Here is a 19,588-nt window from a genome sequence, read left to right as displayed (position 1 = left end):
CTGACATGGTGGATTCTCTGAGCTTGGCCGGTAAGACGGCCATCGTCACCGGCGCCGGGGCCGGTCTCGGCCGCGCCGAGGCGCTCGCCCTCGCCGACGCCGGTGCCGCCGTCGTCGTGAACGACATGGGCTCCGCCGCCCACGACGTCGTCGACGAGATCAAGGCGGCCGGTGGGCAGGCCCTCGCCGTCACCGGCGACGTCTCCGACTGGTCGCTCGGCGGGCGCATGATCCAGGAGGCCGTGTCCAACTTCGGCTCGATGGACATCCTGGTCAACAACGCGGGCATCCTGCGCGACAAGATGATCTTCAACCTGTCCGAGTCGGACTGGGACGACGTCATCCGCGTGCACCTCAAGGGCCACGCTGCGACGTCGCACGCCGCGGCCGTGCACTGGCGTCAGGCGAGCAAGGACGCCGGCGGCCCGATCTACGGTCGCGTCATCAACACCTCGTCCGAGGCGTTCCTGTTCGGCTCCGCCGGCCAGCCCAACTACTCGGCCGCCAAGGCCGGTATCACCGCGCTGACCCTCTCCACCGCCGCCGGCCTGTCCCGCTACGGCGTGCGCGCCAACGCGATCTGCCCCCGCGCCCGGACCGCGATGACCGCGGAGGCGTTCGGCACCGAGAACAACACCGGCACGCAGGGTCTCGACCCGCTGGCTCCGGAGCGCGTCGGCACGCTGGTCCGCTACCTCGCGTCGCCCGCGTCGGACGAGATCAACGGCCAGGTGTTCGTGGTCTACGGCAAGATGGTCGCCCTCATGGCCGCGCCGCAGGTCGAGAACCGTTTCGATGCAGCCGGTTCCGAGTTCTCCGTCGAGGAGCTGGCCGGCCAGATGACGCCGTACTTCTCGGGCCGCGGCCCGTACGAGACCTACGCCGCGTACAGCGTCGCGGGCCTCGAGAAGATCGCCCTCGCCACCGACGCGCCCGCCGGCGTCTGATCCGGACGGCGGACTCTTCATGAGGCTTCAGGGCAAGGTTGCCATCGTCACCGGCGGTGCCGGTGGCATCGGGCGCGCGATCACCCGGGTGTTCTCGCGCGAGGGTGCGAAGGTGCTGTTCGTCGACATCAGCGACGAGAACGGCTTCGCACTCGAGAAGGAGATCGCGGAGGCCGGCGGTGAGGGCAAGTTCCTCAACGTCGACATCTCGCAGAAGGATTCGGCCGAGGCGATCCGCGACGCCGCGGTCGCGGCGTTCGGCCGTATCGACATCCTCGTCAACAACGCGCACGCGTCCCGTCAGGCTCCGCTGCTCGAGCAGACGCAGGAGATGTTCGACCTCTCCTTCGGCACCGGCTTCTACCCGACGGTGCACCTCATGCAGGCCTGCTACCCGCAGCTCAAGGAGTCGAAGGGGTCGATCATCAACTTCGGCTCCAGCTCCGGGCTCGAGGGCATGCCCACGCAGACGTCGTACGCGGCGGCCAAGGAGGCCATCCGGGGCGTCAGCCGGGTCGCCGCCAACGAGTGGGCCGCGGACCAGATCCGGGTCAACGTGCTGTGCCCGTTCGCGGCCACCGAGGGAGTCGTGGCGTGGCAGGAGGCGTTCCCCGAGCGGGCCGCCGCGACCATCGCCAAGGTTCCGCTGCAGCGCATCGGCGATCCGGAGACCGACATCGCCCCGATCGCACTGTTCCTGGCGAGCGACGACTCGAAGTACATGACGGGTCAGACCGTCATGGCGGACGGCGGCAGCCTCAAGCTGCGCTGATCGCGCTCCGACAACTCCATGTCCGAGGTGTGCCAATTTTCCGGTACTGCCTCGTAACCTCCTCTGTCGGCGGTATAAAGCCTGGCAGTCCGCTGTGAAGTGGACCACCTACCAAACCGCCGACAGAGGAGTTCCATGACCGATAGCCGGGCGAACAGAGCCGATGCGACTCGGGGGGTTGCATCCGTCTCACGCCGTCGATTCCTTGCGGGCGCAGGTCTGACCGCGGGAGCCATCGCGCTCTCGTCGATGTCGACCTCCGCCTCCGCAGCCCCCAGCCGCACCCTCGCCGACGGCGACCGCGTCCCTGCCCTCGTCATCGGCAGTGGATACGGCGGTGCCGTCGCCGCGCTGCGGCTGACGCAGGCCGGAATCCCCACGCAGATCGTCGAGATGGGCCGCAGCTGGGACACCCCCGGCTCCGACGGCAAGATCTTCTGCGGGATGCTCAACCCCGACAAGCGCTCGATGTGGTTGGCCGACAAGACCGATCAGCCGGTCAGCAACTTCATGGGCTTCGGCATCAACAAGAGCATCGACCGGTACGTCGGCGTCCTCGACTCCGAGCGGTTCTCCGGCATCAAGGTCTACCAGGGCCGCGGCGTCGGCGGCGGCTCGCTCGTCAACGGCGGTATGGCAGTCACCCCGAAGCGCAACTACTTCGAGGAGATCCTGCCGTCGGTCGACTCGAACGAGATGTACAACAAGTACTTCCCGCGCGCCAACACCGGTCTGGGTGTCAACAACATCGACCAGGCGTGGTTCGAGTCGACCGAGTGGTACAAGTTCGCCCGCACCGGCCGCAAGACCGCCCAACGTTCGGGTTTCACAACCGCTTTCGTGCCCAACGTGTACGACTTCGAGTACATGAAGAAGGAGGCTGCCGGCCAGGTCACCAAGTCGGGCCTCGGCGGTGAGGTCATCTACGGCAACAACGCCGGCAAGAAGTCGCTCGACAAGACCTACCTCGCGCAGGCCGCGGCCACCGGGAAGCTGACGATCACGACTCTGCACCGCGTCACCAAGGTCGCGCCGGCCACCGGCAGCGGCTACAGCGTGACGATGGAACAGATCGACGAGCAGGGCAACGTCGTCGCCACCAAGGTCGTCACCGCCGATCGGGTGTTCTTCGCGGCCGGCAGCGTCGGCACCAGCAAGCTCCTGGTCTCGATGAAGGCGCAGGGCCACCTGCCGAACCTGTCGTCGCAGGTCGGCGAGGGCTGGGGCAACAACGGCAACATCATGGTGGGCCGCGCGAACCACATGTGGGACGCCACCGGATCCAAGCAGGCCACCATCCCGACGATGGGAATCGACAACTGGGCCGACCCGACGGCACCGATCTTCGCGGAGATCGCCCCGCTGCCGGCCGGGCTCGAGACCTACGTCAGCCTGTACCTGGCCATCACGAAGAACCCCGAACGTGCTCGCTTCCAGTTCAATTCGGGCACCGGCAAGGTCGATCTCACCTGGGCTCAGTCGCAGAACCAGAAGGGCATCGACATGGCCAAGAAGGTGTTCGACAAGATCAACCAGAAGGAAGGCACGATCTACCGGACCGATCTGTTCGGCGTGTACAAGACGTGGGGCGACGACTTCACATACCACCCGCTGGGCGGCGTGCTGCTGAACAAGGCGACCGACAACTTCGGCCGCCTGCCCGAGTACCCCGGCCTGTACGTCGTGGACGGCTCGCTCGTCCCCGGCAATGTCGGCGTCAACCCGTTCGTCACGATCACCGCGCTCGCCGAGCGCAACATGGACAAGATCATCTCGTCCGACATCCAGTGACGACCCGCCTGCCCGCGTCCCCGCCTGCGCTCCGGGGGACGCGGGCAGGCCCCGCTCTGCGATAGCCTTTCCACGAACGATCCCACTCGACCACGTTTTCTTCACGCGTCGAAGCGGATGAGAGGACATCGCGATGTCTACCCGTTCGAACTATTCCGAGGGCACACCCAGCTGGGTCGATCTGCAGACGTCGGACCAGGCCGGAGCCAAGGAGTTCTACACCGCACTGTTCGGTTGGTCGTACGACGATCGGCCGATGCTCGAGGACACGGTCTACGCGATCGCCACGCTGCGGAACGAGCAGATCGCGGCGATAGCTCCGCTTCCCGCGGGCGCCCCGCCGGCGGATACTCCGTCGACGTGGAACACCTTCCTGGCGGTGGACGACGCCGACGCGTCGGCCGCGAAGGTCGAACCGGCGGGCGGGCAGCTGATCCTCCCGGCGTTCGACGTCGGGGATGCCGGGAGGATGGCGTTCGTCGCGGACCCAACGGGCGCACAGGTGGGGCTGTGGCAGGCCCGCGCGCACATCGGCGCCACCCTGGTGAACGAGGCCGGCACGCTGATCTGGAACGAGCTGATCACCGACGACCCGTCGTCGGCGCTGGCGTTCTACGCCGCCGTCGTGGGCCTGGGTGCCGCGGTGATGCCGATGCCGATGCCGGACGGCGAGTACACCGTCCTGCAGGTCCACGAGGACGGCGTGGGCGGGTGCGTCACGCCACCGCGCCCCGATGTCCCCAACCACTGGCACGTCTACTTCTGCACGGACGACGTCGACGCGATCGTCGCAACCGCCGCGAGGGAAGGCGGCGCGCTGATGGCCGACCCGTTCGAGGTGGCAACGGTGGGCCGGATGGCGGTACTCGCCGACCCGCAGGACGCGGTATTCAGCGTCATGCAGCCCGAATCACCCTGAGCTGCGCGATCAGTCGATCCCGAACAGGCGCACCGCGTTGTCGTGCACCACGGCACGCAGCCAGTCGTCCCCCAGGTCGAAGCGGGTGAGGGCCTCGAGCGCGTCGAGGTACGAGTACGGGATGTTGGGGAAGTCGCTGCCGAACAGGATCCGATCTCCCAGGTCACGCAGACGCGGAACCTCGATGCGCGGGAACGGGATCTGTGCCTCGGTGAAGTCGGTGAACGCCATCGTGGTGTCCAGCTGCACCAGCGGGTAGCGGTCGGCGAGGTCGAGGAATTCGGTGTACTCGGGCATTCCCATGTGCGCGACGATCAGCACCAGGCGGGGGTGCCGCGCGAGCAGCGTGGCGATCCGGTCGGGGCCGGTGTAGCGGCCGGGCGCCGGTCCGGAACCGCAGTGGATCACGATCGGAGTGCCGGCATCCTCGAGCAGTCCCCACACCGGGTCGAGCAGCGGATCGTTCGGGTCGTAGTCGCCCACCTGGATGTGCGACTTGAACACTCGCGCACCCGCGTCGAGCGCCGACGCGACGTACCCGGCAGCGGACTCCTCCGGATAGAAGGTGGCGGTGTGCAGGCAGTCGGGGGTGCGGGCCGCGAAATCGGCCGCCCACTGGTTGAGCCACGCCGCCATCTCGGGCTTGTGCGGATAGAGCATCGAGGTGAACCTGGCGATGCCGAACTCCCGCAGGTGCGCGACGCGCGTCTCCTCCTCCGACCGGTACCGGATCGGCCACTCCCTACCGGTGAGCGGTCCCGCCGAGTCGAAGTAGGCCCACACCTTGTCCATGACGTTCTTGGGCATGAAGTGGGTGTGCACGTCGATCAGCGCGGACAGGCCCAGCGCCTCACGGAAGGCGATCACCCCGGCCGCCTCGGACTCCCGGTCGAGTTCCGTCCCCACCGCTGATTCACACACGGTCATGCCCCTCTCGGTTCGGTGACTCGAGTGGCCCCGAGCACACCTGCCGACCCTAGTCTCGGGACGTTTGCGCTGAGTGAGACCCCGGTTTGACGGGTCCGGAAACCGCCTGAAACGCTACCTAGCACTTGCTTGGTTTACGACGATCCCGAAAAGGCGCAGACGACATGACCTCTTCATCTCCCCTGTTCCAGCCGCTGAAGGTGCGTTCGCTCGAACTCGCGAATCGCATCGTCATGTCGCCGATGACGCGCTCCTACTCGATCGACGGCGTCCCCGGTGACGACGTCGCCGGCTACTACCGCCGCCGCGCCGAGGGCGGGACCGGGCTGATCGTCACCGAGGGTGTCGCGATCGACCACGAGACCGCGGTCGACAACCCGCGCGTGCCGCGCCTGTTCGGCGAGGAGTCGCTCGCAGGCTGGCGCAAGGTCGTCGACGGCGTGCACGAAGCTGGCGGCAAGATCATTCCGCAGCTGTGGCACGTCGGCCCGCTGTGGGGCGCGATGAGCAAGGTCGACCCGGCGGTCAAGCCGATGCGCCCGTCCGGCGAGTGGGGTCCGCTCGGCACGACGTCGTACCCGGAGTCGTACACCTCGTGGGTCCAGGAGCCCACCGAGGCAATGACCGAGCAGGACATCCAGGACGTCATCGCGGCGTTCGCCCGTGCGGCCCGCAACGCGATCGACGTCGGCTTCGACGGCATCGCCCTGCACGGCGGCCACGGCTACCTGCTCGACTCGTTCCTGTGGGAAGGCACCAACAAGCGTGACGACGAGTGGGGCGGCGACCTCGAGCGCCGTACCCGCTTCCCCGTCGCCGTGGTGAAGGCGATTCGCGCCGAGATCGGCGAGGACTACCCGATCTTCTACCGCTTCTCGCAGCACAAGCAGCAGAACTACACCGCGCGCATCGCCGAGACTCCCGACGAACTGAAGGTGATCCTCGGTGCGCTCGCCGACGCCGGGGTCGACGTCTTCGACGCCAGCATCCGCCGCTTCGACATCCCCGCGTTCGAGGGTAGCGACGTGTCCTTGGCCGGCTGGGCCAAGAAGGTCACCGGCGCGATCACGATGGCCGTCGGCAGCGTCGGCATCGGGAAGTCGCTGCGCGACAGCCGCATCGACGGTTCGGCGCCGGTCGTCGACAACATCCCCGAACTCGAGAAGCGCATCGGTGGCGGCGAGTTCGACCTGATCGCGATCGGCCGCCTGCACCTGGCCGACCCGGCGCTGGCCTCGCGCCTGCGCGCCGGCGAGCCGCTGCCCGAGTTCGTCCGTGACGTCCACGAGGGCTCGCTGACGTAACCTCCAGCTCGACATGATCCACCCGGTCGCCGCAATACCTCCGCGAGGCGTTGCGGCGACCGGTTCGTCTGTGCGGCAACAGCCACGCAGCCCGGAATCGAAGGAACCGATCCTTGACGCAGTACGACGACGCCGACTGGCACTACGGCGGCGACTTCCCCGACGACCTCCCCCAGGCTGCGGCCGGCACCCACATCGGCATGTTCGTGGCGTGGTGCCTGCTCACCGGCTTCGCGAGCGAAGGGGTCGAGGACCGACTCGAACCGCTCGAGACGCGGGAGACGACCCCCGGCGCCTTCCTCATGAAGGTGCTCGACGAGCGGTTCGCCAGCGACGACCTCACCGCCGACGGCAACGCGTTCGCCGTCGCGTACTACGCGGGCCGCGGCGACGACTCCCGCTACCTCGACGACTACTGCGACGAGTTCGACACCACCGCGGAAGAGATCTACCGGGTGGAAGACACCTGGGAGACCTACGACCGGATCGCGGACCGGATCGGCGACCGCTTCCACGCATGGCTGGACAGCGGGCGGCCGCAGTTCGTCGCGTAGGGCTCCGACCCGCAACGGTCGGCGCGCCGAGTCCTCGGTGCGACGTCCTCAGTGCGACGCCACGGGCACCTGATGTCCGGGAGCGGCGACCTCGTTGTCGAGATGCCGCTTCCCGGGAAGCAGGAACGGAGTCACCAGGAGCAGGGCGCCCGCGATTCCGATGGCGATGCGGGCGTCCGTGATCGCGGCGCACAGCCCCCACAGGCCGGTCAGTACAGCGATGGATCCGGTACCGGTGACGTTCCAGGCCACCATCACCCGCCCGACGCGGTCCACCGGAACCCGCTGCAGTCTCGCGGTTGCGAACAGCGGATTGAACACCCCCATACAGGTGATGAGGGCCAGTTCGACGACGATGACGAGCACGACACCAGCAGCTCCCGGCATCACCAGGACCAGCCACACCGGCCACACCGCGCGCAGCGCCCCGGAGACGACGAGGACGCGGCCCCGCCCGTACCTGGCGGCCAGACCGGTAGCGAGCCGGGCGCCGACGAAGCCACCGATACACGGCAATCCGAAGGCGATCCCGTACTGCCATGCCGCCCAGCCCATGTCACCGAGCAGGAGAACAGCGATCAGCGGTTCTGTGGCCATGATGAGCGCGTTGACAGCCACCGTGTTCCAGAACAGCCGAAGCAACTGTCGGTCGGCGCTGATGAACTTCCATCCCTCGGTCACGTCCGAAACCCGAAACTTCGCCGCTTTCGCCGTGGACCCGACGCGTTCCGGGTCGCGAATCATCCCGATGCTCAACGCCGAGAGGAGGAATCCCGTGGCGTTGCCGATCACCGTGACGACGGGGCCGAGAGCACTGATGGCGCCGCCACCCAGCGTGGGTCCGACCGCGGTGGCTGTCCACGTGGTCGACTCGAACCTGCCATTGGCCGTCAGGAGATGGTCCGGGCGCACGATCTGCTTCAGGTAGGCACCACTCGCGGCGGTGAAAGCGATATTCGAAGCAGTACTGACGATCGACACTGCGAGTAGCTGCGCGTAGGTCAACAAGCTCAGCGCATAGGCCAGCGGGACGGTGAGCAATGCCGCGCACCGGGCGATGTCGGCAGCGATCATCACGGGCTTCTTCCGATGGGCCTCGACCCACGGCCCGAGCGGCACAGCCAGTACGGCCCCCACCAGTAGCCCCACCGCCGCCAGGACGGACACCCCGAGAGCGCCCACGTCGAGGACCAGGATGGCGATCAGAGGGAACGCGCCGAAACCCAACCAGGTCCCCGCAGTGGACGCCGCGAACGCCGCCCACAACCATCCGAACGGACGTCCAAGATCCGGTCGTCCCATGTGAAAATCCCTCCCCCGCAACGGAACATCGACAGCGAGAATTCGACCAACCTCGTCGATCAGGCGCAAACAACCACCGGCGCCGCGAGCCACAACCGCGCGTTGTATCCGTAGGGTCTGACGGGTGGACATCGAAGCCGTGCGAACGTTCGTCGCCGTCGCCGAGACCGGACAGTTCCAGGAGGCCGCTGTGGATCTGCGCATCACCCAGCAGGCCGTGTCCAAACGGATCGCCAATCTGGAACGCGCCCTCGGAGTGACGCTGTTCGTGCGGACAGCACGGGGCGCGGCGCTCTCGCCGGATGGTCGAGCCTTCCTTCCGCACGGCCGCGAAGTCCTGCGGGTGATCGACCGTGCGACGGCGTCCGTTCGTCCGGGTGGACGTACGTTGCGCGTGGATGTCCTGAACCGACGGATCGCCCCGGCCCTCGCCTTGCGCAACTTCCACCGAGTTCACCCGGACATGGACCTCGACGTGGTGGCGTTACCGGACACCGACGTGACCGCGGCGATCGATGCTGTCCTCGCCGGATCGATCGATGCGACGTTCCGCTCCGTGCCGGTGCCTCCACGAAAACTGCCCGGTTCTGTGGCCGTGGAACGGGTACTCGACGATCCGCTCCAACTGCTCGTGGGACCGGACCACGCACTCGCCGGCGCACCGGGTCTCCGCCCGCAGGACCTGACCGGGCATCGCATCTGGATCCCGGGGATCAAACCGGGCACCGAGTGGGGCTCCTTCTACGACGAGCTCGGGGAGTCGTCCGGTCTGTCCATCGATGCCGTCGGGCCCGACTTCGGAGCTGAGGCGCTGATGGATTCGCTCGCTGGCTCCCCCACCTTGGCAACGCTCGTGGGAGCCGGTGACCGATACGTCTGGCCCGCCACACACGGCCTGCGGCGCATTCCCATCACGGATCCGACCCCCGTCTACCCGCATTCACTCGTCCATCGGAACGGAAACCCACATCCGGCCTTGGCCGCGCTGCGTCGCTACCTAGGTACCTCTCGAGTCATCCCACCGGGACGACTTTGGACACCGAGTTGGGCCACGCGAATTGACTGACGGGCACGCCGCTCGGCCACTCGGAGCGGCGTGAACTCCGACCCTGGCGTGACCCGCACCCCGCTGTGGCCGGCACCCCTACCAGGTGTCGGCTGCAGCGTCACGCGGCGTGTGGTCCGGCGCGGTTGTGGGCGGGGACGGGTTTCTTGAACGGGTCGACGGTGCTCGGTGGGGTGAACCACGGGTGCCGGTCAGCGCCGATTCTCACGCCCCAGTGGCTGTGATGCAGTAGCTGGTGGTGGTAGCGGCAGAGTAGGACGAGGTTGTCGAGGTCGGTGGGTCCACCGTCTGCCCAATGCTTTACGTGATGGCCTTCGCAGTGGGCGGGTGGTGCGCCGCAGCCGGGGAAAGCACAGCCGTGATCGCGGGCGATCAACGCTCGACGCTGCTTTTTCGACACGGTTCTGCTCGTGCGGCCCAAGTTCAGGGGCACGCCATCGTCCATGACGATGGGGGTGAGGTGACAGTCGCAGGCCAGTCGCCGGGCGGTGGCAATGGAGAGCGGTCCCATGTGGGGCATGCGTGCGATGTCCTTGTCGCCGAACAGGTCCGAATCGCCGTCTGGATTCACCCACTCGTGAGCCGACTCGCTGCGGGCGAGATCGCTGGCGTTCACGTGCAGCGACAGGTGGGGCCGCTCCCCGCCCTCGATCGGGGCGTCGCCGGAGTCGAGGTAGCGGCGCAGAATCTCGGCGAAGGCATCGGCTCGCTGCCGTGCCGGAGTGCGTTTCTCGGCCGGGTCGTCGACCGGATTCCTCGGCTTGGTCAACGCGGACAGTGCGGTCAGGAGCATTTCACCCGTGACGGCGTCGAGGTCACCCTTGACCGCGACGCGTCCGTTCAGGGTTTTCGAGGCGTGGAATTCGTTGCGTTCGGTGTCTTCGCTGGGCGGGAGTTCGTCGGATTCGAAGATCCGCTCCAACCGCGAGATGCACATGCGGACGGTCGTGGTGGTCGCGGCGACACCGGACGCGGCATCCAGCAACACCTTCCGGCACGCATCCAACGCTTCCACGGGCATGCCGCGCGGCGGGGTCTCGCAGAACTTTCCGATCAACGCCGCGTGCTCGGCGGAAATATCGCCGGAGTTGAAGGCGTCGGCGATCTCGGGCTGCCGGCTCAGCATCCGGCCCAACGCGAGAATCCGTGCGGCGGCCGGCACTTCCAGCAACGTGTTCGCGGCCAACCACTGCTTGACGCTACGAAAGCCGAGAGTGTCGAACGAGACTGCGCGCTCGTCGATCTCGGCGACGGTGGCTGCGCGTAGTGCTTCGAGTTGTTCGATCGCTCGGCAGATGTCGAGGCCGGTCTGCACCAGTAGGATTTCTGGCAGCGTGTGCACGTCTTCTGGTCGCGGCGCGGCGACCGTGACCAGCGTATTGAGCCCCCCCGGATTCATGACACGAGCTTAGTTCGAACTAGTGTTCGAGTCAAGGCCTGTCCCGTTCGTCAGACTTTCCGGAGAGCATCCGGAAGTAGCTTGCGGCGGCGGGAATCGCTTCGCCTGTTGAGGATTCCAGTCGCGGGTGACTGCGGACAAGATCAACCATGGCTCGATCACCAGATTGATCGCGATATGCGCGATGACGGCAGGTAGGAGTGCGCGATCCGATAGCAGATATACGGCCGCCAATCCTGCCCCCAGGCATGTTGTCGAGACAACGACCGGGATCGCTATGGCCCATTCTCGACCGAGAAGAACCCAAGCGCCGTGGGCAACGCCGAATGCCAGTGCAGATGCGCCGATCTGGCCGACCGCTCCGATCCCGTTATCGGCGAGTGCATCCATCACCATTCTGCGGAAGATGATCTCTTCGATTGCGCTCGACGTGATGGCCACCCACAGCGGTCGCCGTCAGATCGGTTGCTGCCGAAGCCAATTGCTCACCGTCTGCGTTGCGCCACTACTTCGCCAACTCCGAGGACATGCTCGCCGACGCGCTGTCACTCGCCAGGGCACAGCAACGGCGCCGAATCGATTCGATGGTGGTCAGCGCGACGCCCCAACAGCATGTGAAGCAGCTATGGAGGGAGGCGTTACCGCTCACCGAGGAATCACGCCTCGAGGCCCAGGTTTGGCTGGCAGTGCAGGTCGCGATCAAGACTACGCGGGTTGCTGAGGTCCTGGACTCGATCGACGCTGAACTCGATCACCTGTGCGAGTGGACCGCTACCGTCCTCGCCCCTGCTTCGGCGCCAGCCGTGACCGGTGCGGAGATACGCGCCTTCACAGATGGGCTGACGATGAACGCGGTACTTCGACCACGCACGTTCAGCTTCGACCAAGTGGCTGTTCTGTTCGATTCGTACCTTGCGCGCCTGCAGTAGGTCGGTGCTCGACGCACCTATCGGGGTTGCCCTCGGTGCAACCCCGATCGTCCGCGACAACATGACAGCTTCTCGACGCAAGACACTCGGATCACGCCCGCCCGCCCGAGCGGATGCCTTCAGAACAGCGTGAGTTCCGGCTCCGGCGCCCTCACCGGCGCGGCTGCCGGGGTAACCGCGGCCACGGGACGTGGAGGTACCTCCCGCGGACCGAGCCCGGCCCACGGGCGAGCCTTCTCCGGCGTCGACGCGACGGCACGCGCAGCCTCACCCGCCAGTTTGTCCGCGATCTCGTTGAAGTGGTTGCCGACGTGTCCGCGCACCCAGCGGAAGCGGACCGGTCCGGATCGTTCGGTGATCGCGCGGTCGATGTCCTGCACCAGTTCGAGGTTCTTGACCGGTCCGCCCGACGCGGTCTTCCACCCCTTGCGCTTCCATCCGGGGAGCCACTCGGACGCGCACTTGATGGCGTACTGCGAGTCGGATTCGATGAGCAGCGGCTCGGGGCCGGGGTGCGCGACGATCGCCTCCACCAGCGCCCACAGTTCGGCGATCTGGTTGGTGCCGGACACCGCTCCGCCCGACCGGCTCGGACCCTCGTGATCGACCCACGCCCACCCGATGGCGCCACCGGGATTCTTCAGACACGAACCGTCGGTACTCACGATGATCATGGCTTCGGACAATACGTTGCCGCCCCGACGGCCGCCGGACAGGTCCCGGCCGGGCGACGATAGGCTGCCGGTGATGACCGATACGGCCTCCGAAGTGCGGTTCGAGCTGTCGACGCGACGTCCCGTGGACCTTGCGCCGACGCTGTCGCCGCTGCGGCGCGGACGCTTCGACCCGTGCCATCGGCGCGAGCCGGACGGCAGTGTGTGGCGCACGTCGCTACTGCCGTCGGGCGCGGTCACCTACCGGCTGCGGCAGCAGGGGCCGAGTGTGGTGGAGGCCCGCGCGTGGGGACCTGGTGCGGAGGAGTTGGAGACGTACCTGCCGGGTCTCGTCGGGGAGGACGACGCCGGCCGGTCCGACGACTTCGCGCCCGCCCACCCGAAGCTGGCCGAGGCGCACCGCCGCTTTCCGAACCTGCGGATCGTACGCACCGGCAGGGTGATGGAGGCACTGGTGCCGGCGATCCTCGAGCAGCGAGTACACGGCGTCGCTGCGCAGGCGTCGTGGCGGCGACTCGTGACGAAGTTCGGAGCGCCGGCACCGGGACCCGCTCCCGACGGCATGCGGGTGCCGCCCGGTGCCGAGGTGTGGCGGCGGGTTCCGTCGTGGGAGTTCCACCACGCCAACGTCGACCCGCAGCGCGCGAAGACGATCGTCGCGTGCGCCCGCGTCGCCGACCGTCTCGAGGAGGTCGTCGGCATGGACCGCGCGGACGCGTACCGACGCCTGCGCGCCGTCCCCGGCGTCGGGCTGTGGACCGCGGCGGAAGTCTCCCAGCGCGCCCTCGGCGACGCCGACGCACTCTCCGTCGGCGACTTCCACCTCGCGTCGGTCGTCGGCTGGACCCTGCTGGGCCGGCCCCTCGACGACGCGGGCATGGTCGAGTACCTCGCCGACCTCCGCCCCCACCGCTACCGCGCGATCCGCCTGCTCGAGATCAGTGGCCAGACCCGCAAACCCAAGTTCGGGCCGCGGACACCGATCGTCGACCACACCTGGCACTGAACCTGGGCGCGTTCCGCCGCCGCGGCGCCCCGACGCCACTCAGCGGCCGGTGACCAGTTTCATCACGTCCGGGTAGTTGGAGACCTGCCAGCCGCCGTCGACCATGAGGCTGGCGCCGGTGATGTAGGTGGCGTCGTCGCTCGCCAGGTACAGGCACGGCGCTGCGATCTCCTCGGGAGTCGCGGGGCGGCCCATCGGGATCCGCTCGACGAACCCGTTCAGCAGCGGCTCCCAGCCGGTGACGCCCGCGACGAGTGGGGTGTCGACGAGTCCCGGTAGCACCGCGTTGACGCGGATCCCGTGCTGCGACAGTTCGAGGGCGGCGTTCTTGCTGAACATCTCGACCCCGGCCTTGCCCGTCACGTACGGGCTTCCGCCCATCATCGGCATGCGGGCGTTGAATGACGCGATGTTCACGATCGCGCCGCCCCGCTCGTTCGCCACCATGTGCCGGGCCTCGTGTTTCGTGGACAGGAACACGCCCTTCTGCACGAGGTCGACGGTGAAGTCCCAGTCGGACTCCTCGAGATCGAGGATCATGCCGCCGCGTGCGGCACCGGCGACGTTGAACGCCAGATCCAGCGCACCGAAGCGCTCCACCGCGACGGCGACTGCTGCCGCCACCTGGTCCTCGGCGGTGACGTCGGCGGTCGCGCCGACGAACTTCTCGCCGAGTTCCTTCTCCAGGACCGTGAGCGCGTCGGTGGCGATGTCGATCCCGACGACGGATGCACCCTCGCCGATCAGCCGCTTCGCCACGGCCGCACCGATTCCCGATGCCGCACCGGTCACCACCGCGACGCGGCCGGCGAAACGTTCGCCGTCGAACGTGTTGTCAGACATGAGCTACCTCCACGAGAACCTTCATGCGACGCCCGTCGGACGCCGCCTGGACACCGTCGAGCACGTCCGCGAGCGGGATACGCTCCACCCACCCGTCGAGCGGATAGGCGCCCGCCGCCATACGGTCGATGACGGAAGTGAATTCCTTGCGCGAGTATGCGAGGGACGACATCAGCCGCATCTCGCCGAACATCAGCGCATACGTGTTCAGAGGCACCTGCTCCTTGTAGGTCGCGAGCAGCACCACCGCGCCCCGGGGCCGAACGGCAGCGAGCGCCGTCTGCAACGCGGCACCGACTCCGGCGCACTCGAACACGACGTCCGCGCCCGCTCCGTCGGTGCGTTCCTGCACCGCCGCAACGAGATCGGTCGCCGTCGGATCGATCACGTCGAGGCCCAGCGCGGTCGCGACCGCACGCCTCGTCTCGGACGGCTCACTGAGCAGGATCCGGTCCACACCGTCCGCACACAGGTTGAGTGCGGTCGCGATGCCGATGGGCCCGGCCCCGAGGATCAGGGCGAAGTCGGTGTGCCCGACGCCGGACAGTTCGACGGCGTGCAACGCGACGGCCAGCGGTTCCACCACCGCGGCCTGTTCGAGCGAGACACCGTCGGGCAGCACGTGCACGTTCTCCGCGGGCACGGCGGTGCGCTCGGCCAACCCGCCTCCCGGAGCGTTTATCCCGTGGAAGGCCGCCGACGTGCACAGGTGCTCGTGCCCGTCCCGGCACCGGGCACACGTGCCGCAGTGATAGTTGGGCTGCACCGCGACCCGGTCGCCGACGGCGACGTCGACGACACCGGCGCCCACCGCGCAAACGACGCCGGAGAACTCGTGGCCGAGGATCTGTGGGCCGCACGCACCGGTGAGCGGATGCGGATGCTCGGAGATCCCGAACGAGTGGATCATGCCGAGATCGGATCCGCAGATGCCGTTGAACGCCACGTCGACGAGGACGTACCCGTCCGGCAGCTCCGGTTCCGGCACGTCCTCGACCCGCAGGTCGTCGATGCCGTGCAGGACAGCGGCCCTCACGCCTTGGCCGCCAGTTCGTCCTCGTACTTCTTGGTCATGTGCGCGATCGCGGCGTGCTGCGCCTCGTTGTACCCGTCTCGCTTCTGGCCGGCGCGGGCAGCGGCGTCGAACAGAGGTTGCGACTGTCCTTGGAAGTGCGGGGCCACCTGCTGGGCGATCAACTCGAACGAGCGCTTCGTCGCGGCCGGGGCGGCCCAGTCGGCGTTCATGATCAGCATCGAACCGAATCCGCCGGACTGCGTCACGAGCTTGTCGATCAGCTCGCGGGCCTGTGCCGGGGTGCCGATGATCCCCATGCCGGAGTGGTTCATGTACTTGATCATGTCGTCCATTGCGGCACCACCGGAGCCGAAATGCGGGAAGGCTGCGACCTTTCCGAAGTAGTCGATCCACTCGCCCAACCCGAATCGCACGTCCTGCTGCGCCTGCTCCTCCGTCTCCGCGATGTGCATCGGGCAGACGAGACGCCACTGGTCCCGGTCGACGGCGGTGCCGTACTCGGCGGCGCGTTCCTCCATGATTCCGAAATGGTGGCCGAGCGCGTCGTAGCCCTCGGGGGTCAGCGTCGCGCCGATCGACAGCAGGCCGAGGCCGTGCTTGCCGGCCAGGCGCGGTCCGGTGGGCGACGCCACCCCGGCGACGACGACCTCGAAACACGGGTGCGAGTACGGACGCAGCTGCAGTTGGGCGTCGATCAGGGTGTGGGTCCGCGTGGTCGCGGTGACCGACTCGCCGTGGAGCAGTCGCACGACGATGTCGAGGTTCTCTTCGAGCAGTTCGCGGCACTCGGTGGGATTCAGTCCGATCATCGCCGAATCGGTCGGCAGCGAGCCGGGACCGACGCCGAGCATCACCCGGCCACGGGTGAGGTGGTCGAGCAGCACCATGCGGTCCGCGACCCACAGCGGGTTGTGGTAGCTCAGCGACGTCACACCGGTGCCGAGCTTGATGCGCTTGGTCCGCTCCGCGGCGGCGGCGATGAAGATCTCGGGGCTGCCGATGATCTCGCTGCCCGCCGAGTGGTGTTCGCCGATCCACACCTCGTCGAAGTCGAGCCGGTCCAGGTGCTCGACGAACTCGAGGTCGCGCTGCAGGGCGACGGTGGGGTTCTGGCCGATGGCGTGGTGCGGCGCGATGAAAGCGCCGAAACGAAGCCTGCCCATGCGTGTACTCCTCGGGAAATCGCTGAAACACAGTCGTCCCCGACGCTAGAATTCGTTCCGCCCGGGCGACAGTGCACTTTGGTGGACAGTTCCGCACACAGCGCCTCGGCCAGGCCGGGTACTCGGATGGGTGGTGAACTGTTTGACCGAGGTCTCCTTGCGAGCAACCGATTACGAGCGCGTCTTCGCGGTGCTCGATCGTTGCGTGGACGTGCGGACGGTGCCGGAGTTCCGCACCCGGATCGCGGCGGCGATGACCGACGTCTTCCCGGTGCGGGTCGCGACGTGCTTCGTCGGCGACAGCTACGACAGTCAGTTCACCGATCCCGACGCCGCACTCGTCGGCGGACACGGGTGGGAGTGCAATCGTCCGGTCTACCAGGAGAAGTGGGCCCGGCACGACATCTTCGCGACCCCCGAGGCCCGTCGCCGGCTCGAACACAACCGCGTCGCGTCACTCGGCGATCTACAGGACCTGCCCGCCGGTGCGGCCGCCTACGTGCGGGACTATCTGGGCGCCTGGGGTCTGCGCTCGGTCAGCGCGATGCACCTGGATCTGCCCGGTCGGGCGCGCGCTCTCGTGGGTCTCTTCGACGGCGACGACAGTGCGCTCGGCACCCGCGACCTCGCAACGCTGCGCCTGTTGGCCCGTCACCTGTCCGCTCTGACCCGCAATCTCGAGACGGCACCGCGACGCGACCCGTACGCCGCACTCACCGAACGTCAGCGTGACGTCGCGAGACTGGTTGCGGACGGTATGAGCAACGCGGCCATCGCGCGGCGACTCATGCTTGCCGAGGACACCGTGAAGAAGTACGTCAGCCGGATCCTCGCGGCCACCGGATGCGCGTCCCGCACCCAGTTGGCCCTCGAGGTTCAGTCCTTCGGGCCGCCCGCCACGTAGATCACCTGCCCCGACACGAACCCCGCCCCCTCGCCGATCAGGAACGACGCGGTGTGTGCGATGTCGTCGGGCACACCGACGCGGCGCACCGGCGTCTCGGCGGCGGCAGCGGCCATGAAGTCGTCGAACGGCACGCCGAGGCGCTCCGCCGTCGCGGCCGTCATCTCGGTCGCGATGAAACCGGGGGCGATGGCGTTGGCGGTGACGCCGAACGGACCCAGCTCGAGCGCGAGGGTCTTCGTCAGCCCCTGCATGCCAGCCTTCGCGGCCGAGTAGTTCACCTGGCCGCGATTGCCGAGCGCCGAGATGCTCGACAGGTTGACGATGCGGCCCCACTTCTGCTCGACCATGTACTTCTGCGCGGCGCGAGTGAGTAGGAAGGCCCCGCGCAGGTGCACGTTCATCACGGCGTCCCAGTCGTCCACGCTCATCTTGAACAGCAGGTTGTCCCGGGTGATGCCGGCGTTGTTCACGACGACGGTGGGGGCACCCAGTTCGTTCGCGATCCTGTCGACGGCGGCGGCGACCGACGCCTCGTCCGAGACGTCGGCGCCCACCGCGAGTGCGCGCCCGCCGGCACTCTCGATGGCGGAGACCGTCTCGGCACAGGAGGATTCGTCGAGGTCGAGGACCGCGACGGCGAGGCCGTCCGACGCGAGGCGCTTCGCGATCGCGGCGCCGATTCCGCGTGCCGCACCCGAGACCACTGCCACCCGCTGGTTGCCGTCCGTCATGTGTCGTTCCCTCCCACTGCCCGGTGTCGTCCGTCGGTGAGGCTACGCGGGCGACGGCGTCAGGACAGCGAGACCGGGGAGATGGTGGCGACGATCTGGTCGATCGCTCCGTTCTCGAAGGCGAAGGTCTCGACGATCTCGACGGTCATCAGTCGCTGCGGGCCGAAGCCGGCGTCGAGCAGGTAGCGGGTGTGGACGGTGTCGCCGGCCTCGCTCATCACGAGGTCCCGGACGCCCTGGATGACGCGGTACTGGACGCCGTGGTTCAGGTCGTTCGTGAGCTGCGGGCCGTTGAAGCCGGTCTGCAGTCCGGCCTCGACACGGGTGGCGTCGGGGGTGAACACGACGGCACTCGCGTCGTGACTGACGAGCGCGTCGATGTAGGCGCGGGCCATCGCCTGGTTCGGGGAGTCGGCCGGGTTCGGCGCGGCCGAGGCAGCGGTGGGTGCCACCACGGCCATGGTGGCCGCGGCGAGCAGGGACAGGGTCGACGTCTTGGCGATACGCATGCCGCATCGTAGCTAGAACACGTTGCAGTACGGGCGGAAAACGCGCGTGCCCGGCGATGTCGCGTCATCGGGGGTAGACAAGAAATCATGGGACGATCCATCTCCGACGACGACCGGAAGCCATCCGAGCCACGGCGCGTGCGTTTCCCGCGCCGCTGGAGTCAGATCGACGAGACCCGCCGCGGCATCGTGCTGGCCTGGCTCGCGTTCACGGTCACCTTCGGCGGCGCCCGCCTGGTGACGTGGCTGATCCAGGTCGACTCCCGGGACTTCGGCGACGTCTCCGCCGGCGGCACGCACCTGCACCACTACCTGTGGGGCATCCTGCTGCTGGCCGGCGTCGCGATCTTCGGCATGGTCGACCGCAGTCCGCGCGCACGCACGTGGATGGGTCTGGCACTGGGCATCGCGCTCGCACTCATCGTCGACGAGGCCGCACTGCTCATCACTCTGCGGGACGTGTACTGGCAGACCGAGGGCTGGCCGAGCGTCGCACTCGGCGTGGTGCTGATCGGTCTCGTCGGCACCGGGCTCGTGGTCACCCGCAGTGGGGCCACGATCGAGGGGCCCGACGACCCCTCCGAATCCCAATCCGAATCCGCCGACGAATCCCGCTCCGGGGACCGAAGTCCCGACTAGCGAGGACTCCCGACTCCCCCGCACGGGGTACCTGCCACCGGGACGGACCGGCCCGGTCGGCCCCTTCCCGGCCGGACGCCGACGAACACTCCCGGTGGGCGAGACGCCGTGCTGTTACCGCCGCCACAGGTCGTTTAGCTTCGTGACATCGGCAACGACAGGAGTTACCC

21 protein-coding genes are annotated in these 19,588 nt (G+C 67.8%); 11 read left to right on the top strand and 10 right to left on the bottom strand.

What is annotated here, in order from left to right; translation table 11 throughout:
• Positions 1–5 precede the first annotated feature (5 nt).
• The 4 genes from PSS76_RS02650 to PSS76_RS02635 all read left to right on the top strand — a co-directional run bounded on the left by PSS76_RS02650 (position 6) and on the right by PSS76_RS02635 (position 4,429).
• Positions 6–947, top strand: a complete 942-nt coding sequence (locus tag PSS76_RS02650) for a 3-oxoacyl-ACP reductase (protein WP_013417438.1) — start codon at positions 6–8, stop codon at positions 945–947.
• Positions 948–966: 19 nt separating this feature from the next.
• Positions 967–1,719 carry an SDR family NAD(P)-dependent oxidoreductase gene (locus PSS76_RS02645; protein WP_005517125.1) on the top strand — a complete coding sequence of 251 codons (753 nt, stop codon included), beginning with the start codon at positions 967–969 and terminating at the stop codon, positions 1,717–1,719.
• A 249-nt stretch (positions 1,720–1,968) separates the two neighbouring features.
• Complete coding sequence (locus PSS76_RS02640) at positions 1,969–3,510, top strand: GMC family oxidoreductase N-terminal domain-containing protein (RefSeq protein WP_022598311.1); 1,542 nt, start codon at positions 1,969–1,971, stop codon at positions 3,508–3,510.
• Positions 3,511–3,643: 133 nt separating this feature from the next.
• Positions 3,644–4,429, top strand: coding sequence for a VOC family protein (locus PSS76_RS02635; protein WP_069855471.1), 786 nt, complete (start codon positions 3,644–3,646; stop codon positions 4,427–4,429).
• Between the two features lie 9 nt (positions 4,430–4,438).
• Here PSS76_RS02635 and PSS76_RS02630 read toward each other — a convergent pair whose 3' ends face one another.
• Positions 4,439–5,356, bottom strand: a complete 918-nt coding sequence (locus tag PSS76_RS02630) for an amidohydrolase family protein (RefSeq protein ID WP_069855470.1) — start codon at positions 5,354–5,356, stop codon at positions 4,439–4,441.
• A gap of 164 nt (positions 5,357–5,520) precedes the next feature.
• Between PSS76_RS02630 and PSS76_RS02625 the strand changes: the two genes are divergently transcribed.
• Both PSS76_RS02625 and PSS76_RS02620 read left to right on the top strand, forming a co-directional pair.
• Positions 5,521–6,660, top strand: a complete 1,140-nt coding sequence (locus PSS76_RS02625; protein ID WP_013417440.1) for an NADH:flavin oxidoreductase — start codon at positions 5,521–5,523, stop codon at positions 6,658–6,660.
• A 113-nt stretch (positions 6,661–6,773) separates the two neighbouring features.
• Positions 6,774–7,214, top strand: a complete 441-nt coding sequence (locus tag PSS76_RS02620; protein WP_005517116.1) for a DUF7832 domain-containing protein — start codon at positions 6,774–6,776, stop codon at positions 7,212–7,214.
• 48 nt (positions 7,215–7,262) lie between these two features.
• On the opposite strand, the gene PSS76_RS02615 is transcribed toward PSS76_RS02620, so the two are convergent.
• Entirely contained in the window at positions 7,263–8,516 is a 1,254-nt protein-coding gene (locus tag PSS76_RS02615) for an MFS transporter (RefSeq protein WP_084969053.1), read from the bottom strand.
• 124 nt (positions 8,517–8,640) lie between these two features.
• Here PSS76_RS02615 and PSS76_RS02610 point away from each other — a divergent pair, with 124 nt between their 5' ends.
• Positions 8,641–9,582 carry a LysR family transcriptional regulator gene (locus PSS76_RS02610; protein ID WP_084969054.1) on the top strand — a complete coding sequence of 314 codons (942 nt, stop codon included), beginning with the start codon at positions 8,641–8,643 and terminating at the stop codon, positions 9,580–9,582.
• 100 nt (positions 9,583–9,682) lie between these two features.
• Here the strand turns inward: PSS76_RS02610 and PSS76_RS02605 are convergent, their stop codons facing one another.
• Complete coding sequence (locus PSS76_RS02605; protein WP_337455820.1) at positions 9,683–10,981, bottom strand: HNH endonuclease signature motif containing protein; 1,299 nt, start codon at positions 10,979–10,981, stop codon at positions 9,683–9,685.
• 9 nt (positions 10,982–10,990) lie between these two features.
• Positions 10,991–11,422, bottom strand: a complete 432-nt coding sequence (locus tag PSS76_RS02600) for a CPBP family intramembrane glutamic endopeptidase (protein ID WP_084924987.1) — start codon at positions 11,420–11,422, stop codon at positions 10,991–10,993.
• Positions 11,423–11,478: 56 nt separating this feature from the next.
• On the opposite strand from PSS76_RS02600, the gene PSS76_RS02595 reads away from it, so the two are divergent.
• The gene (locus PSS76_RS02595) at positions 11,479–11,910 is read left to right on the top strand and encodes a TetR family transcriptional regulator C-terminal domain-containing protein (protein ID WP_064059360.1); all 432 of its coding nucleotides are present in this window, start codon (positions 11,479–11,481) and stop codon (positions 11,908–11,910) included.
• A 119-nt stretch (positions 11,911–12,029) separates the two neighbouring features.
• Here PSS76_RS02595 and PSS76_RS02590 read toward each other — a convergent pair whose 3' ends face one another.
• Complete coding sequence (locus PSS76_RS02590) at positions 12,030–12,584, bottom strand: ribonuclease H family protein (RefSeq protein WP_013417446.1); 555 nt, start codon at positions 12,582–12,584, stop codon at positions 12,030–12,032.
• Between the two features lie 73 nt (positions 12,585–12,657).
• Here PSS76_RS02590 and PSS76_RS02585 point away from each other — a divergent pair, with 73 nt between their 5' ends.
• Positions 12,658–13,590, top strand: coding sequence for a DNA-3-methyladenine glycosylase family protein (locus PSS76_RS02585; RefSeq protein ID WP_064076300.1), 933 nt, complete (start codon positions 12,658–12,660; stop codon positions 13,588–13,590).
• A 39-nt stretch (positions 13,591–13,629) separates the two neighbouring features.
• On the opposite strand, the gene PSS76_RS02580 is transcribed toward PSS76_RS02585, so the two are convergent.
• Genes PSS76_RS02580 through PSS76_RS02570 form a run of 3 tightly spaced genes read right to left on the bottom strand, consistent with a single transcriptional unit; the run spans position 13,630 to position 16,632 of the window.
• Positions 13,630–14,433, bottom strand: a complete 804-nt coding sequence (locus PSS76_RS02580; RefSeq protein ID WP_005517103.1) for an SDR family NAD(P)-dependent oxidoreductase — start codon at positions 14,431–14,433, stop codon at positions 13,630–13,632.
• Entirely contained in the window at positions 14,426–15,469 is a 1,044-nt protein-coding gene (locus PSS76_RS02575) for an alcohol dehydrogenase catalytic domain-containing protein (RefSeq protein ID WP_337455819.1), read from the bottom strand. Before PSS76_RS02575 ends, PSS76_RS02580 begins: the two co-directional genes overlap by 8 nt.
• On the bottom strand, positions 15,466–16,632 hold the full coding sequence (locus PSS76_RS02570; protein WP_005517100.1) for an LLM class flavin-dependent oxidoreductase: 1,167 nt from the start codon (positions 16,630–16,632) through the stop codon (positions 15,466–15,468). Before PSS76_RS02570 ends, PSS76_RS02575 begins: the two co-directional genes overlap by 4 nt.
• A 133-nt stretch (positions 16,633–16,765) precedes the next feature.
• On the opposite strand from PSS76_RS02570, the gene PSS76_RS02565 reads away from it, so the two are divergent.
• Positions 16,766–17,536 carry a helix-turn-helix transcriptional regulator gene (locus tag PSS76_RS02565; protein WP_233284607.1) on the top strand — a complete coding sequence of 257 codons (771 nt, stop codon included), beginning with the start codon at positions 16,766–16,768 and terminating at the stop codon, positions 17,534–17,536.
• On the opposite strand, the gene fabG is transcribed toward PSS76_RS02565, so the two are convergent.
• A complete protein-coding gene (fabG, locus tag PSS76_RS02560) occupies positions 17,509–18,270 on the bottom strand; it encodes a 3-oxoacyl-ACP reductase FabG (RefSeq protein ID WP_005517097.1) in 762 nt (253 codons plus the stop codon). The genes PSS76_RS02565 and fabG overlap by 28 nt on opposite strands.
• A gap of 59 nt (positions 18,271–18,329) precedes the next feature.
• A complete protein-coding gene (locus tag PSS76_RS02555; protein ID WP_005517095.1) occupies positions 18,330–18,779 on the bottom strand; it encodes a DUF8021 domain-containing protein in 450 nt (149 codons plus the stop codon).
• 87 nt (positions 18,780–18,866) lie between these two features.
• Here PSS76_RS02555 and PSS76_RS02550 point away from each other — a divergent pair, with 87 nt between their 5' ends.
• Positions 18,867–19,418: a hypothetical protein gene (locus PSS76_RS02550; protein WP_337455818.1), complete on the top strand. Its 552-nt coding sequence runs from the start codon at positions 18,867–18,869 to the stop codon at positions 19,416–19,418.
• The last annotated feature ends 170 nt before the right edge of the window (positions 19,419–19,588 follow it).

This window comes from Prescottella sp. D32 (assembly GCF_037287305.1).
Lineage (GTDB): Bacteria > Actinomycetota > Actinomycetes > Mycobacteriales > Mycobacteriaceae > Prescottella > Prescottella equi.
Note: the sequence above shows the minus strand (reverse complement) of the source record. Positions and strands in the feature narration are given on the sequence as shown.